This is a genomic window from Actinocrinis sp., assembly GCF_035650855.1.
Classification (GTDB): Bacteria; Actinomycetota; Actinomycetes; order Streptomycetales; family Catenulisporaceae; genus Actinocrinis.
This window is the reverse complement of the sequence record NZ_DASRGV010000038.1, coordinates 22,729-37,742: the sequence shown is the minus strand read 5'-3', so window position 1 is coordinate 37,742 and position 15,014 is coordinate 22,729. Positions and strand designations below refer to the sequence as shown.

The window sequence follows — 15,014 nt, the reverse complement described above, 5'->3', positions numbered from 1 at the left end:
CGGCCAGGCCGTCTACCGAGCGATCCTGCACGACACGGAGCACTCCTTCGCCCTCGCGCTGCAGGAGGGCATGCTCCCGCACACGCTGAAGTTCGGTCCGGGCGTGCGCGGCGCGTGGCGCTACGAGGCCGCGACGACGGGCATCCAGGTCGGCGGCGACTGGTACGACTCCGTGCCGCTGGACGACGGCTCGACCGTGCTGATCATCGGGGACGTCGAAGGCCACAACGTGCACGCGGCCGGCATGATGTACCGGCTGCGCACGACCGTGCGCACGTACGCCGCGGAAAAGCACCCGGTCGACGAGATCCTGCGGCGCGCGCACGACTTCGTGGTCGAGATCAACGAAGAGGTCGAATACCCGATCTTCGCGACCTGCCTGGTGGCCCGGGTGGACCCGGAGACGCGCACGATCACCGCGAGCCGGGCCGGCCACATACCGCCGATCGTGGTCCCGCCGGGGCTCGCCCCGTACGTCCCGAACACCGACGTGGGTGTCCCGCTCGGCGTCCCCGCGGTCGGCCCCTATCCGGTATGGCAGATGCCGTACAAGCCGGGCACCAGGCTGGTGCTGTGCACCGACGGATTGCTGGAGAGCATAGATAACGACCTCGACGAGGGCCTCAAGCGCACGATCGCGTGCCTGAAGGACACCGGCGATGTAGAGCTCGAAATCCTCATCGATCTGCTGCTGGACGCGAACCGCCCCCGCGGGCTCTGGAAGGACGACGTGGCCGTCCTGCTCGCCGAACTGTACTGACCGATCGGCCGACCGCCCCTGCTCAGCACCCACAGGCCGCGCGGTCGGCCGGCGCGGTGAGCGGATCGGTCGCGGGTTCGCGAAGTCCCCAGCGGGTCTCGTACGCGAAGCCCTCGCGGACCCAGTATTCGAACCCGCCGATCATTTCCTTGACCGGGATGCCGAGCCGGGCCAGTTCCAGGGCGGCCCGCGTCGCACCGTTGCAGCCGGGTCCCCAGCAGTAGGTCACGCACTGCGCGCCAGCCGGAATCAGCTCACTGATCGACCCGTCGGCGGCGCGCGGCGCGATCTCCCGCGTCGGCAGATGCACGGCGCCCGGGATGTGGCCCTGGTCCCAGGCCTCGCGGGAACGCGAGTCGACGAGCACGAAGGCTCGGCCGAGCAGCCCGCCCGCCAGATCGGCGTGCACATCCGAGACGTCGGTCTCGAACGCGAGCCGCGCCGCGAAGTGCGCGAGCGCCGCGTCGTTCGCCGCCGCCGGAACAGAAAGCACAGCGCTGGCAAGCTCGGTGCTCGTAAGCTCGGTGCCCGTAATTTCGGTGCCGGTCATCGTCACACCCATTCATCCGTTAACTCGTCGTCGCGTCCATCCTTCCGGCCGCTGCGGCTCCGGCCCAGTGGCGCGATCGCCAACTACCGCTAAGATCGCGCCATGCCGTTGCCGACCGAGATCGAAGCGCCGCGACTGAGGCAAAAGGCGCGGGCCGAGCGCCACACGGTGGCCGTGTACGCGTTCGACGGCATGTCGCCGTTCGAACTCGGCTGCGTGGTTGAGGTCTTCGGCCTGGCCCGGCCCGAGTTGGAGGTCCCGTGGTACGAGCTGAAGGTGTGCGCCGAATCGGCGGCGCCGCTGCGTGCGGTCGGCGGGTTCACGCTCGCGACCGACTGCGGCATGGACGAGTTCGTCGCCGCGGACACGGTGATCGTCCCGGCCGTCGCGGACGTGCGCGGCGAGGTCTCCGCCGGGCTCGTCAGAGCTCTGCGTTCGGCGTATGAGCGCGGCGCACGCGTCGTTTCGATCTGCTCCGGGGTGTTCGCCTTGGCGGCGGCGGGGCTGCTCGACGACCGTGCGGCGACCACGCACTGGCGTTACGCGAGCCTGCTCGCCGAGCGCTTCCCGCAGGTGCGGGTCAACCCCGACGTGCTGTACGTGGACAACGGCAGAGTCCTGACGAGCGCGGGCAGCGCGGCAGGCCTCGATCTCTGCCTGCACCTGGTGCGCCTGGACCACGGTTCGACGATCGCGAACTCGGTCGCGCGCCGGCTCGTGCTCCCGCCGCACCGCGAGGGCGGTCAGGCGCAGTTCATCGAGGCCGCGGTCCGGCCGATCGGCGAGGACGACGCGGTGGCCCGGTCGCTTGAGTGGGCGCTCGCGCATCTCGCCGAGCCCATCGCGATCGCGGACCTGGCCGGCGTCGCACGCATGTCGACGCGCAGCTATCTCAGGCACTTCGCCCGCGCGACCGGCACCACTCCCCTGCGCTGGCTCGTCTCTCAGCGCATCGCCGCCGCACGCCCGCTGCTGGAGGGCACCGACGCCCCGGTCGAGCAGGTCGGTGCGGCCGTGGGTTTCGCCGACGCCGCAACCTTCCGGCACCACTTCGCGCGCGGAGTCGGCACCTCGCCCTCGGCGTACCGCCGTACCTTCCGACGGGCAGCCGAGGCAGGCTGACCACCGAAAGTTTCCGCCGCGCGATGTGCGCGCGAGTCGGCAACGGCGCAGGCAGCGGCCCGAATCTCGGCGCGGCAACCGATTGCCCGCCGTTGTCGATGCAACGTTTCGAAGCTACGGTCCAGCCCGCGATTCAGGGCACGTGTTTAGCCACGGCGTAGTGACGGGAGCGTGAGGATCGGTGGCGAGCATCACCCGCAGGGCGGGATTGTTCAGCGTCGCGGCGGCATTGGCCGCGGGAGGGGGAACGCTCGCGGCGACCACGTCCTCAGCCGCCGTCACGCCGCACCTCGCCTTCTCGGGCGCAGTGGGGTTCGGCGCCGGGGCCACCGGAGGCTCCGGCGGTTCGACCTACCACGTGACGAACCTGAACGACTCCGGACCCGGCTCGTTCCGCGACGCGGTCAGCGCGTCGGGGCGCATCATCGTGTTCGACGTCGGCGGCTACGTCACGCTCTCCTCCGCCGTCTCGGTCAAGAGCAACCTGACCATCGAGGGGAACACCGCGCCCGGCCAGGGCATCGGCTTCATGGGCCGCGAGGTCTCGTTCGCCAACTCCAGCAACGACATCGTGCGCTACGTGCGATTCCGCCAGGGCACGCTGGACCCGGACACCGGCAAGTCCGCGCTGAGCCTGTCCAGCGCCGGCGACATGATCTTCGACCACGTCTCGGTGGAGTTCGGATCCTGGGACGACGTCGACGCGGTCGGCGCCAAGGACATCACGATCCAGGACTCGATCATCGCCGACCCGATCGGCCAGCGCTTCGGCGCGCACACCGAGACCGGCCCGTTCACCTGGTACCACGACGTTTTCGCCAACAGCCACAACCGCAACCCGCTGGCGAAGGCGGACACCCAGTTCATCGACAACGTCGTCTACGGCTACCAGGGCGGCTACACGGCCGGGAACTCCGGCGGCGTGTTCACCCACGACGTGGTGGACGACTACTTCATCGCCGGCCCGGAGACCAGCAACCCCTCGGACGCCTACTACCAGATGACCAATCAGAAGGTTTACAACAGCGGGAACCTGCTGGACTCGGACAAGAACGGCTCGCTCGGCGGATCGGCGCTCGGCCTCGGCGGCGGGGCCACGGCGCTCGGCTCGCCGTGGGCGCCGACCACGGCCCCGATCGCAACGCAGAGCGCCCCGAGCGCGTACTCCTGGGACCTGGCAAACGCCGGCGACCTGCCGCGCGACCAGGTCGACTCGCTCGTCGCCGCGGACGTCTCGTCGGCGGGCACCAGCGGTCACCTGTGGTCCAGCCAGACGCAGACCGGCCTCGGCAACGACGGCTACGGCACGATCACCGGCTAGCCGGCTCCGACCCGCGCCGCCGCTACCCCGGCGTGCGAGGATCGGACCCATGGCTGAGCGCGACTGGGACGAGATCGCCGAAGGAGTGTTCCGCAAAAGGTTCGAGCCCTGCGATGTGACGGTGACCGCAGTGCTCGGCTCCGACGGCGTCGCGGTCGTCGACACGCGCTGCTCGCTGGCGGAGGCGCGCGAGATCAAGGCGCAGCTGGGGCGGCTGACCAGCGCGCCGGTGCGATGGGTGGTCAACACGCACGCGCATTTCGACCACTGCTGGGGCAACGCCGAGTTCGTCGCGCCCCGGCTGACGCCCTCCGCGCGGATCTGGGGCCACGCCTCGGTTCCGGCGCGGCTCGACCCGCGGGATCCCGAGGTGCGGGACTGGGTCGCCAGGCTCGCGGCGGAGGGGCCGCAGTGGGCGGAACGGATGGCGGAGCTGGAACTGCGCGCGCCTACCGAGCTGGTGCATGACCGGGCCTCGATCGATCTCGGCGACCGGACGCTGGAGCTGCGGTTCTTGGGTCGAGGGCACACCGACGGCGACTTGTGGATCCTGATCGACGCCGGCTCGGCGCGGGTCGTGATCGCCGGGGACCTGGTCGAGCAGTCCGGTCCGCCGGCCTTCGGGCCGGACAGTTTCCCGCTGGAGTGGGCGGACACCCTGGACCTGGCGATGGCCTTGATCGGCCCGGGCACGCTGGTGGTCCCCGGGCATGGCGCCGTCGTGGACGCGGCCTTCGTGCGGGAGCAGCGCGACGCGATCGCCTCAGTGGCGCAGGAGATCCGGCGGCTGCACGCGGCCGGGGTTCCGGTGGAGTCGGCCGCGCAGCAGGGCGCGTGGGCGATCGAGGCGAAAGCGCTCGGGTCCGCCGTCGAGCGTGGATACTTCGCGCTGGCATAGGCTGCCCGCGTGGAGACCTCGAGTGAGAACGTCATAGCGCAGATCTGGCGCTATCCGGTCAAGTCGCTGCGTGGCGAGCTGGTCCCGGCGGTCGCGGTGGACGCGCGAGGCCTGCGCGGAGACCGGCTGTGGGCGGTGCGGGACTCGGCTGACGGAAAGCTGGGCTCCGGCAAGAACTCCACCCGGTTCCGGCGCTTCCCGGGCCCGACCCTGCTCAGCCTCTCCGCGCGGTACCCGGTCGAACCCGCGGCCTCACCCGAGGACGTCGAGGCGCCGCTGGTCGTCGATGCCGACGGCTGCGAGTACCCGGTCTCCGACGGCTCGGCGGACCGGTTCTTCCAGCAGCAGACCGGGATCGCGACCCTGTCCGTGGCGCGGGAGGCCGAGGTCTACCACTTCGACGAGACACCGGTCAGCCTCATCGGCACCGCGACGCTGCGCTGGGTCGAGGAGCAGATGCCGGGCATCGCGACGGACGCGCGGCGGTTCCGGCCGAATCTGGTGGTGCGCACGCGCGAGCCGTTCGAAGAGGAGGCCTGGGTCGGGCGCACGGTGCACATCGGCTCCGGCGACGACGCGGTCGAGCTCGCGTTCACACACGTACTCGAGCGGTGCGTGATGACGACCATGGAGCAGGCCGATCTTCCGCCCGCGCTCGGCATGCTCAAGATGCTCGGGCAGCGCGAGGACCAGCCGCTGCGGCTCGCCGTGGCCGGGGCGGCTACCCGGACGGGCACGGTGCGCGCGGGCGACCCGGTCGCCGTCTGCTGACAGCGAACGCATCGCGGGCGCGATCGGGAGCAAAGCGCGGCGGTTCGGGCGTTAACCGTCGCAGCTGACTGTTTCGCCCGGAGGTCCACAGATGGCCCGCAATCCCTTCGCCCGCGAGAGCGGCGAGCAAGACGGCGGCGCTGACGCGCTCGACGCCTATTCGAGGACGGTGGTGACCGTCGCCGACACGCTGCGCCCCTCGGTGCTCAGCGTCGTCGTGAGGTCGGGGCGGGGCGAGGGCTCGGGCTCGGCGGTGGCGTTCACGCGTGACGGTTTCCTGGTGACGAGCGCGCATGTGGTCGAGGGCGTCAATGGCGGCGCGGTGTTCACCTTCGACGGGCAGGAGCAGGTTTTCGAGGTGGTCGGCCGGGACCGGCTCTCCGATCTGGCGGTGCTCAGCACCGGGCTGCGTCCCGCCGCGGCTGCCGAGCTCGGGGACGCGGACCGGCTGCGGGTCGGGCAGCTGGTGGTGGCCGTGGGCAACCCGCTCGGGCTGGCCGGTTCGGTGACCGCCGGGATCGTCAGCGCGCTGGGCCGCTCGATTCCCGCGACGACGCCGGTCGGCATGCGTGTGATCGACGATGTGATTCAGACGGACGCGGCGCTCAACCCCGGCAACTCCGGCGGCGCGCTCGCCGACGCGTCCGCGCGGGTCGTCGGGATCAACACGGCCGTAGCCGGCATCGGGCTCGGGCTGGCGGTGCCGATGAACGCCACGACGCAGCACATACTCAGCGAGCTGATGACGAACGGCCGGGTGCGCCGCGCCTGGCTGGGCCTGGGCAGCGCGACGATCTCGCTGCCGCCGGTGCTGGCCGAGCGGCTCGGTCAGGAGACCGGGCTGCGCGTGGTCGAGGTGGTGCCCGGCTCTCCTGCCGCGCGGGCCGGGATCCGCATCGGTGACGTGGTCATCTCGGCGAACAGCGCGAAGGTGCACACGGCGCAGGATCTGCAGAAGCTCATGCTCAGCCTGCGCGCGGGCAGCCGGCTCGGCGTGACCCTGATCCGCAACGGCGCGCTGGTCGACGTGGTGGCTTCGCTCAGCGAGCTGACCGGGGTCTGAGCAACCCCAGTCTGAGCAACCCCAGTCTGAGCAACCCGGGCCGGGCGCTCATTCGCCTTCGGCGGCGTACGTCCAGAACTCGCGCATGACCGCGGGCGGGGTCGGTCCCGTCATCGAAGCCTGAGTCAGCAGGATGGTGACGGCGCCGGCGGCGGGGATGATGTGCGCGGCCGTGCCGGATCCGCCGACCCAGCCGTAGCGGCCGGGCACATTCCACGGGTCCCGGTCCGTCACGTCCACCGAACCGCCGAAGCCCCAGCCCTGGCCCTCCAGGAACAGCTCGCTCGCGGCGCGCTGCTGTTCGGTGAGGTGGTCCGTGGTCATCAGCCGGACGGACTCGGCCGACAACAGCTGCCGGCCGTTCGCGGCGCCCCCGTTGAGCAACATGCGGCCGAAGGCGTACCAGTCGTCCGCGGTCGAGACCATGCCACCCGCCCCGGACGGGAACACCGGGACCGTGTTCCACTTCCCGTCAGGCCGGTCGGCGAGGGACAGATCGCCGGTCGCCGGGTCCGTGCGGTAGAGCGTCGTGAAACGGTCGCGCTTGGCGGCCGGGACGGCGAAACCGGTGTCCGCCATGCCGAGCGGCTCGAACAGCCGCTCGGTCAGGAACTCGGGCAGCGGCGTGCCGGACACCCGGGCGATCAGCACGGATTGCAGCTCCGAGCCGATGTTGTACTGCCAGCCCTCGCCAGGCTGGTTCAGCAGCGGGATGCGGGCCAGCTGGGCGAGGTACTCCTCCGGCGGGGCGTAGTCCTGCGGGATCATGCCGTCGCGCACCATCTCCCGGAAGATCGCCTGGTTCACCGGGGACGTCCAGTCCGCGGTGAAGCCCCAGCCGGAGCGGAAGGTGAGCAGGTCGAAGACGGTGATCGGCCGGTCTGCCGGGACCGTGTCGTCCAGCGGGCCGTCCGGGGTGCGCGCGACCCTGGGCTCGGCGAGTTCGGGCAGCCAGCGGTCGATCGGATCGTCGAGCGCGATCTGGCCGTCGTCGACCAGCAGCATCACGCCGGCCGCGGTGACCGGCTTGGAGACCGAGGCGAGCCGGAAGATCGTCTCCCGGGTCATCGGGGCGCTGCGCTCGAGGTCGACGAACCCGGCGGCCTCCACCTCGACCGCGCCGCCCCGGGCCACCAGCGCGACGGCGCCCGGCAGCGTGCCGCGCTCGACCTTGGTCTCGAGTAGTTCCCGCAGTTTCGTCATGTCGCCCGACTCCCGCTCCCGCGCTTATCCCGTCGGCACGAGCCTAGCCGCGCGCTCCGACATCGGCGCGAAGTTCACCGTCCGCGATCAGGACCGCGGGGCCGGTCATCTCCACGCGACCGTCTTCGTGTTCGACGATGCTCAACCGGCCGCCGGGCACGTCAACCGTGTACGCCGTACCCGGCGCCGCTGCGTCGCGGCGCGCTGCCGCGATCATCGCCGCGCACGCTCCCGTGCCGCACGAGCGGGTTTCGCCGACGCCGCGCTCGTATACGCGCATTGCGATGTGCTGGGGGCCGACCGCGGCGACGAACTCTACGTTCACGCCGTTCGGGTAAACCGCGGCCGGCTGCCAGGCCGGCGCGTGGAAAAGCTCGCCCGCCTCCGATACGTCGTCGACGAAGACCACCGCGTGCGGATTGCCCATGTCTACGTGCACGGACTCGGCCTGCCGGCCATCCCAGGTGATCCGCGCAGTCTCCTGCGGCCAGGTCGGAACGCCCATGTCGACAGTGATGTCGCCGCCACCGGAAGGCACGTGCACGGTCTTGATCCCGCCGCGCGTCGCCACACCGAAGCTCCCGGACTCGGCAAGGCCCTGATCGACCAGGTACCGCGCGAAGACCCGCACGCCGTTGCCGCACATCTCGGCGATCGATCCGTCGCCGTTGCGGTAGTCCATGAACCAGGGCGCCGCCGCGGCGTCGTCCTCGTAGCCGGGCATCTTCGCGGTCGCCACGACCCGCAGCACGCCGTCCGCGCCGAGCCCCGCGCGCCGATCGCAAAGCGCCGCCACCCAGGCGGGCTCCAGCGTCAGCGCTCCGTCCGGGTCCGGCAGGATCACGAAGTCGTTCTCCGTGCCGTGCCCTTTGGCGTAGCGGATCATCTCCCCATCCTAGGCCGTCCGAGCAGCCGGAAGACGGCATCGGAGAGTTCCTCGGCCAGGCGCTCGTCGACCGGGGCGTGACCGGAAAGGGTGCGGTACCACATCGTGCCCCACACCAGGTCCACCGCCAGGTCCAGGCTCACCTCGCGGCCGAGCTGCCCCGCACGCTGCCCGGCGGCCAGGATCTCGCGCACGATCGCCCGCCGCGGCGCGAGCAGGCCCTGCTGGAGCACCTCGGCGAACTCCGGGTCGTGCTGCGCCTCGGCCATCATGCCGCTGATCGCCGAACCGACCGCGGGGGCCAGGCGGAACGAGGCCCGCAGCAGCGCCCGCAGGTCGTGCTCGGCGTCGCCGGTCGGCTCTGGCCGGGCCGCCCGCTCGGCCAGCTCGTGGATCGTCTCCAGCACCAGCGCGGCCTTGGTGGTCCACCAGCGGTAGATGGTCTGCCGGCCGACGCCGGCCTCCTGCGCGACGGCCTTGATCGTCAGCGCCTGATATCCGTCGCGCATGGTCAGCCGCAGGGTGGCGTCGAGGATCGCGCGGCGGGAGTCCTCGCTGCGCGGCCTGCCGAGATTGCCGGTCACCCGGGCAACTTTACAGGACACGATGCCTCGTAATAGCCTCGAAGAGATACGAGACACAGAGCCTCGGAATTTTCAGCGAAGAGGACGACGCAATGCCCGAGCAGCACATCGTCATCATCGGCGGCACGGCCGGAATCGGCCTGGCCACCGCACGTCTCCTGGCAGCAGAGGGCCACGCCGTGACCGTGGTCGGCCGCGACGCGGACCGGCTCAAGCGGGCGCTCGGCGAACTCGCCGAGCACGCCGCGCATCCGGACGCCGTCCAGGGCCGTACCGCCGACCTGACCGAGCGCGGCGAGCTGGACGCGCTGTTCGATGCGATCGGGCCGGTCGATCACCTCGTGGTCACGGCACCCGGCACCGGCAACGTCGGCCAGCTGCCCGAACTGGACCTCACCGCGCTGGCCACCGCGTTCGAGACGAAGTTCACCGCCACCGCGCACGCCATCCAGGCGGCGCTGCCCACGCTGTCGAAGCAGGGTTCGATCACGCTGGTCTCGGCCGCGTCGGCGCAGTGCGCGATGCCGGGCACGGCCGGGCTGGCCGCGGTCAACGGCGCGGTCGAGACCCTGGTGCCGACCCTGGCGCTGGAGCTGGCGCCGATCCGGGTGAACGCGGTGTCGCCGGGCGTGGTGGACACCGCCTGGTGGGACCGGGTCGTGCCGGCCGAGCAGCGCGGCGCCGCCTTCTCCGGGCTGGTCGGCTCGATCCCGGTCGGCCGGGTGGCTCAGCCGGAGGAGATCGCCGACGTGATCGCGCTGCTGGTGCGCAACGGCTTCATGACCGGGACGGTCATCCCGGTGGACGGCGGCGCGCGCCTCAAGCCGCAGGCCGCGTAGGCGAGCCGCGCGGCTCAGGTCACGCAGAACTCGTTGCCCTCAGGATCCTGCATCACGATCCAGCGGCCCTGCACGCCCTCGTCCATCTCCCGCACCCTGGTCGCGCCCAGCTTCTCCAGCTCCGCGGCGCGAGCCTTCGCCTTCTCCCAGCGCTCGTCAGGCGGCGTGGACCGATCCCCGCCCGCGCGGATGTCCAGATGCAGCCGGTTCTTGCCGCTCTTGGGCTCGGGCACCTTGGCGAACAGCAGCCGCGGGCGCGGGCTGCGTCCCTCGCCGGGCTTGAAGTCCGGGGGCACCGCGGCGGCCATCGTGTTCCAGTCGGACTCCGGGACCTGCCAGGCGGTCAGCGCCGCCTCCCAGGAGTCGAAGCCGGCCGGCGGAGGCTCCTCGATGTAGCCGAGCGCCTGGATCCAGAACTCGGCGAGGCGGCCGGGATCCGCGCAGTCGATCACTATTTGGAAGTCGTAGACCATGAAACGACGCTACCCGGCGGCTCTGACAAGCCGCCGGGTAGCGTCGATCATCCTGCGCGTTAGCTCAGACCTGGGCGCTCAGACGTTAAAGCGCTCAGACGTTGAACCCCAGCGCCCGCAGCTGCTCGCGGCCGTCGTCGGTGATCTTGTCCGGGCCCCACGGCGGCATCCAGACCCAGTTGACCCGGAAGTCGGCCACCAGGCCGTCAAGCGCGGTGCGGATCTGGTCCTCGATCACGTCCTGCAGCGGGCAGGCGGCCGAGGTCAGCGTCATGTCGATGATCGCGACGTTCGCGTCGTCCACGGTCAGCCCGTAGACCAGGCCGAGGTCCACGACGTTGATCCCGAGTTCGGGGTCGACGACGTCTTTGAGGTTCTCCGTGACGTCGTCGAGCGCGGCCAGGTCAGCCATGGTTCTCTCCTCCTGCGGTGGCCAGCGCCTGCGCGGTGGCGTCCTTGAGCGCCATCCAGGACAGCAGCGCGCACTTCACGCGCGCGGGGAACTTCGAGACCCCGGCGAACGCGACCGCGTCCTCCAGCACCTCTTCGTCACCCTCCGCCTCGCCCTTGGACTGCATCAGGCCGAGAAACGCCTCGTGGACGGCCAGCGCCTCGCCGACCTTCTTGCCGATCACCAGGTCGCTGAGCACCGAGGCGGAGGCCTGCGAGATCGAGCAGCCCTGCGACGCGTACGACACGTCCTCGATGACCGCGTTCTCGCCGAGCCCGGGGTCGGACAGGTGCACCCGCAGGGTCACCTCGTCGCCGCACGTCGGATTGACGTGGTGTACCTCGGCCTCGTACTCGTCGCGCAGCCCCTTGTGGTGCGGGTTGCGGTAGTGGTCCAGGATGATCTCCTGGTACATCGACTCAAGCTGCATCTGTCATCACGCTCCGAAGAAACGCTTGACGTACTCCAGACCTTCCACGAGCGCGTCAACGTCCGCCTTCGTGTTGTAGACGGAGAACGACGCCCGCGTGGTCGCCGGAACGCCGTACCGCACGCACACCGGTCGGGCGCAGTGCTGTCCGACGCGCACAGCGATGCCCTGCTCGTCGAGCACCTGCCCGACGTCGTGCGGGTGGATCGCGCCGAGCGCCGGGGATTCGAGCGTGAAGGAGATCGCGGCGCCGCGGTCCTCGGCCGTGTCCGGTCCGATGATCGTCAGGCCCTCAACCTGCTTGAGCCGGTCGATAGCGTAGGCGAGGAGTTCGTGCTCGTACGCGGCGACGTTCTCCATGCCGAGCGCGGTCAGATAGTCCACCGCCGCACCGAGCCCGACCGCTTCGGCGATCGGCGGCGTGCCGGCCTCGTACTTGTGCGGGATCGGCGCGTAGGTCGTCGTCTCCATCGAGACGGTCTCGACCATCTCGCCGCCGCCGAGGAACGGGGGCAGCTCCTCCAGCAGCTCCGCGCGGCCCCACAGCACGCCGATGCCGGTCGGGCCGAGCATCTTGTGCCCGGTGAACGCGACGAAGTCGGCGCCGAGCGCGCGCACGTCCAGCGGCAGGTGCGGGGCGGACTGCGAGGCGTCCACCACGACCAGCGCGCCGACCTCGTGGGCGCGGCGCACGATCGCGTCGACCGGGTTGAGCGTGCCGAGGATGTTGGAGACGTGCACCACGGCGACGACCTTGGTGCGCTCGTTGACGACCTCGTCGAGGTTCGACAGGTCGAGCCGGCCGCCGTCGGTCAGCCCGAGCCAGGCCAGCTCGGCGCCGGTGCGCGCGGCGGTCATCTGCCAGGGCACGATGTTGGAGTGGTGCTCCATCTGCGTGATAACCACGCGGTCGCCGCGGCTGATGCCGTAGGTCTCGCCGGCCCAGCCGAGCACGTTGGCGACCAGGTTCAGCGCCTCGGAGGAGTTCTTGGTGAAGATCACCTCACGGCGGTCCGCGTTGATGAACCGGGCGACCTTGTCCCGCGCGCCCTCATAAAGCGCGGTGGCTTCCTCAGCGAGCGTGTGCACGCCGCGGTGCACGTTGGCGTGGTGGTGCTCGTAGTACTCGGACATCGCGTCGATGACCTGGCGCGGCTTCTGCGAGGAGGCAGCCGAGTCGAGGTACACGAGGGGCTTGTCGTCCTGGACGCGCCGCTCCAGGATCGGGAAGTCCTTGCGGACTAGTTCGACGTCGAAGGTCATGCCGCCTCCTTGACGCCGGTGTACTTCTCGTAGCCCTCGGATTCCAGCTGCTCGGCCAGTTCCGCGCCGCCGGATTCGACGATCCGGCCGCCGGAGAACACGTGCACGAAGTCCGGCTTGATGTAGCGCAGGATCCGCGTGTAGTGAGTGATCAGCAGGGTGCCGACCTCGCCGGTCTCACGCACCCGGTTGATGCCCTCAGACACGATCCGCAGCGCGTCGACGTCGAGGCCTGAGTCGGTCTCGTCGAGCAGCGCGATCTTCGGGCGCAGCAGTTCGAGCTGCAGGATCTCGTGCCGCTTCTTCTCGCCGCCGGAGAAGCCCTCGTTGACCGAGCGCTCGGAGAACGCCGGGTCCACCTGGAGCCGCTCCATCGCGGAGTTGACTTCCTTGACCCAGGTGCGCAGCTTCGGTGCCTCGCCGCGGATCGCGGTGGCCGCGGTGCGCAGGAAGTTGGAGACGGACACACCCGGCACCTCGACGGGGTACTGCATCGCGAGGAAGATCCCGGCGCGGGCGCGCTCGTCCACGGTCATGGACAGCACGTCCTCGCCGTCGAGCAGCACCTGCCCGGAGGTGATCTGGTACTTGGGGTGTCCGGCGATCGAGTAGGCGAGGGTGGACTTGCCGGAGCCGTTCGGGCCCATGATCGCGTGGGTCTCGCCCTGCTTCACCGTCAGGTCGACACCCCGCAGGATTTCCTTCGGAGTGCCTTCGGCGTCGACGGAGACGTGCAGGTCGCGGATTTCCAGAGTGGCCATCGGTTATCAAAGCTCCACATTGACGGCGACGTACACGTCATCGCCTTCGATCTTGACGGGGTAGACGGGGACCGGCTCAACGGCGGGCAGGCAGGTCGGCTTGCCGGTGGCCAGCGAGAAGGTCGAGCCGTGCAGCCAGCACTCGATCTCGCCGTCCACGACCTCTCCCTCGGACAGCGCGACGTTCGCGTGCGAGCAGACGTCGTGTATGGCGTGCACTTTGCCCTCGGCGGTGCGCACGACGGCGACCGGGGTGCCGTCGACGTCCACGGCCTCGGGCTTGTCCTCCTCGAAGTCGGACAGGGCGCCGATCGGGTGCCAGACCGGCTCGCGGCTCATGCGACCGCCTCCGTGGCCTCTGCGAAGCCGACCGTCCGGGCGAGTTCCGCCTCGACCTGTTCCATCAGCCGCTGCTCGACATCGGGGACGCCGATCTGCGCGATGACGTCCGCGAAGAAGCCGCGCACCACGAGGCGGCGCGCCTCGTCCTCGGGGATGCCGCGGGCCTGGAGGTAGAACAGCTGCTCGTCGTCGAAGCGGCCGGTCGCGGAGGCGTGCCCGGCGCCGACGATCTCGCCGGTCTCGATCTCCAGGTTCGGCACCGAGTCGGCACGTGCGCCGTCGGTGAGCACCAGGTTGCGGTTCAGCTCGTAGGTGTCGGTGCCCTCGGCGGCCGCGCGGATCAGCACGTCGCCGATCCAGACGGTGTGCGCGTCAGCGCCCTGCAACGCGCCCTTGTAGGTCACGTGTGAGCGGCAGTTGGGCACCGAGTGGTCCACGAAGAGACGCTGCTCGAGGTGCTGGCCGTCGTCGGCGAAGTACACGCCGAGCAGTTCCGCGTCGCCGCCCGGAGCGGTGAATCGCACCTGCGGGACGAGCCGCACCAGGTCGCCGCCGAAGGTGACGTTCACGGACTTGAAGCTGGCGTCCCGGCCGAGCAGCGCGTTCTGCTGCGCCAGGTGCACCGCGTCGCGCTCCCAGTCCTGCACGGAGACGAAGGTGACCTTCGCGCTGTCGCCGATCAGCACGTCGACGTTCGCCGAACGCACTCCGGTACCGGCGTGGTTCAGCACGATGACGGCCTCGGCGAACGGCTTGACGTCGAAGACGATGTGCGCGAACGCCGCACCGCCCTCGGCATGGATGTCGACGCGCAGCGGCTCGCTGAGCACAGCCTCCTTGGCGATGGTCACCACGGTGACTTCATCCGCGCCCTGGTACGCGTACGCGGCCGCGATGTCCACCGGCGCACCGGCCTTGCTCACCCGCGGGTCGTCCTTGCCGACCTGCTCCGCGCTCGCGCCCTCGGGCAGCGTCAACTCGACCTTGTCCACACCGCTCGCCGCTGCCGCACTGCCGTCGTGCAGGCCGCGCAGCCGCGCCAGCGGTGTGAACCGCCAGTCCTCCTCGCGCCCGGTGATCGCCGGGAAGGCGCCCGGGTCGAAGGAGGTGAACCGCTCGCCGCGCGAGGCCAGCACCTCGGAGTGGGTCTTGCCGGTGCCCGGCCCGGCCAGCGGCACGCCCGCGCCGGGAGCGGCCACAGTCACCGCCGCCGCGGTGGTCGCGCCGCGATTGACCGCGCCACCGCTATTCGTCTCAGCCATCCGTCGTCTTTCGTCCTCGCCTCGAAGCTCTGCCA

The 15,014-nt window shown here is 70.5% G+C and carries 18 protein-coding genes; 7 read left to right on the top strand and 11 right to left on the bottom strand.

Annotation, left to right across the window (positions count from 1 at the left end):
- On the top strand, positions 1-760 hold a 760-nt coding region (locus VFB40_RS03440), incomplete at its 5' end, for a PP2C family protein-serine/threonine phosphatase (RefSeq protein WP_324847788.1).
- Between the two features lie 22 nt (positions 761-782).
- Here the strand turns inward: VFB40_RS03440 and VFB40_RS03435 are convergent.
- Positions 783-1,310, bottom strand: coding sequence for a rhodanese-like domain-containing protein (locus tag VFB40_RS03435; protein WP_324847787.1), 528 nt, complete (start codon positions 1,308-1,310; stop codon positions 783-785).
- A gap of 102 nt (positions 1,311-1,412) precedes the next feature.
- Here VFB40_RS03435 and ftrA point away from each other — a divergent pair, with 102 nt between their 5' ends.
- The 5 genes from ftrA to VFB40_RS03410 all read left to right on the top strand — a co-directional run bounded on the left by ftrA (position 1,413) and on the right by VFB40_RS03410 (position 6,485).
- Entirely contained in the window at positions 1,413-2,432 is a 1,020-nt protein-coding gene (ftrA, locus tag VFB40_RS03430) for a transcriptional regulator FtrA (protein ID WP_324847786.1), read from the top strand.
- Positions 2,433-2,613: 181 nt separating this feature from the next.
- Positions 2,614-3,753, top strand: a complete 1,140-nt coding sequence (locus VFB40_RS03425) for a hypothetical protein (protein WP_324847785.1) — start codon at positions 2,614-2,616, stop codon at positions 3,751-3,753.
- Positions 3,754-3,802: 49 nt separating this feature from the next.
- A complete protein-coding gene (locus VFB40_RS03420) occupies positions 3,803-4,651 on the top strand; it encodes an MBL fold metallo-hydrolase (RefSeq protein WP_324847784.1) in 849 nt (282 codons plus the stop codon).
- A 9-nt stretch (positions 4,652-4,660) separates the two neighbouring features.
- Entirely contained in the window at positions 4,661-5,422 is a 762-nt protein-coding gene (locus VFB40_RS03415; protein WP_324847783.1) for an MOSC domain-containing protein, read from the top strand.
- A gap of 91 nt (positions 5,423-5,513) precedes the next feature.
- On the top strand, positions 5,514-6,485 hold the full coding sequence (locus tag VFB40_RS03410; RefSeq protein WP_324847782.1) for a S1C family serine protease: 972 nt from the start codon (positions 5,514-5,516) through the stop codon (positions 6,483-6,485).
- A 48-nt stretch (positions 6,486-6,533) separates the two neighbouring features.
- Here the strand turns inward: VFB40_RS03410 and VFB40_RS03405 are convergent, their stop codons facing one another.
- The 3 genes from VFB40_RS03405 to VFB40_RS03395 are packed head-to-tail and all read right to left on the bottom strand — an operon-like array spanning position 6,534 to position 9,158.
- On the bottom strand, positions 6,534-7,688 hold the full coding sequence (locus VFB40_RS03405) for a serine hydrolase domain-containing protein (protein WP_324847781.1): 1,155 nt from the start codon (positions 7,686-7,688) through the stop codon (positions 6,534-6,536).
- A gap of 43 nt (positions 7,689-7,731) precedes the next feature.
- On the bottom strand, positions 7,732-8,574 hold the full coding sequence (dapF, locus tag VFB40_RS03400) for a diaminopimelate epimerase (protein ID WP_324847780.1): 843 nt from the start codon (positions 8,572-8,574) through the stop codon (positions 7,732-7,734).
- Positions 8,571-9,158 (bottom strand): TetR/AcrR family transcriptional regulator, encoded by a 588-nt coding sequence (locus VFB40_RS03395; RefSeq protein ID WP_324847779.1) that lies wholly within the window; start codon positions 9,156-9,158, stop codon positions 8,571-8,573. The genes dapF and VFB40_RS03395 overlap by 4 nt, the downstream gene beginning before the upstream one ends.
- Positions 9,159-9,250: 92 nt before the next feature.
- Here VFB40_RS03395 and VFB40_RS03390 point away from each other — a divergent pair, with 92 nt between their 5' ends.
- Complete coding sequence (locus tag VFB40_RS03390) at positions 9,251-9,997, top strand: SDR family oxidoreductase (protein ID WP_324847778.1); 747 nt, start codon at positions 9,251-9,253, stop codon at positions 9,995-9,997.
- Between the two features lie 14 nt (positions 9,998-10,011).
- Here the strand turns inward: VFB40_RS03390 and VFB40_RS03385 are convergent, their stop codons facing one another.
- The 7 genes from VFB40_RS03385 to sufD all read right to left on the bottom strand — a co-directional run bounded on the left by VFB40_RS03385 (position 10,012) and on the right by sufD (position 14,979).
- Positions 10,012-10,470, bottom strand: a complete 459-nt coding sequence (locus tag VFB40_RS03385; protein ID WP_324847777.1) for a VOC family protein — start codon at positions 10,468-10,470, stop codon at positions 10,012-10,014.
- Positions 10,471-10,564: 94 nt separating this feature from the next.
- Positions 10,565-10,882: a metal-sulfur cluster assembly factor gene (locus tag VFB40_RS03380; RefSeq protein WP_324847776.1), complete on the bottom strand. Its 318-nt coding sequence runs from the start codon at positions 10,880-10,882 to the stop codon at positions 10,565-10,567.
- Positions 10,875-11,351: a Fe-S cluster assembly sulfur transfer protein SufU gene (sufU, locus tag VFB40_RS03375; protein WP_324847775.1), complete on the bottom strand. Its 477-nt coding sequence runs from the start codon at positions 11,349-11,351 to the stop codon at positions 10,875-10,877. Before sufU ends, VFB40_RS03380 begins: the two co-directional genes overlap by 8 nt.
- Before the next feature lie 6 nt (positions 11,352-11,357).
- Complete coding sequence (locus VFB40_RS03370) at positions 11,358-12,614, bottom strand: cysteine desulfurase (RefSeq protein ID WP_324847774.1); 1,257 nt, start codon at positions 12,612-12,614, stop codon at positions 11,358-11,360.
- Positions 12,611-13,375 carry a Fe-S cluster assembly ATPase SufC gene (gene sufC, locus VFB40_RS03365; RefSeq protein ID WP_324847773.1) on the bottom strand — a complete coding sequence of 255 codons (765 nt, stop codon included), beginning with the start codon at positions 13,373-13,375 and terminating at the stop codon, positions 12,611-12,613. Before sufC ends, VFB40_RS03370 begins: the two co-directional genes overlap by 4 nt.
- A 6-nt stretch (positions 13,376-13,381) precedes the next feature.
- Positions 13,382-13,714 (bottom strand): non-heme iron oxygenase ferredoxin subunit, encoded by a 333-nt coding sequence (locus VFB40_RS03360; protein ID WP_324847772.1) that lies wholly within the window; start codon positions 13,712-13,714, stop codon positions 13,382-13,384.
- Positions 13,711-14,979 (bottom strand): Fe-S cluster assembly protein SufD, encoded by a 1,269-nt coding sequence (sufD, locus tag VFB40_RS03355; protein ID WP_324847771.1) that lies wholly within the window; start codon positions 14,977-14,979, stop codon positions 13,711-13,713. Before sufD ends, VFB40_RS03360 begins: the two co-directional genes overlap by 4 nt.
- Positions 14,980-15,014 lie beyond the last annotated feature (35 nt).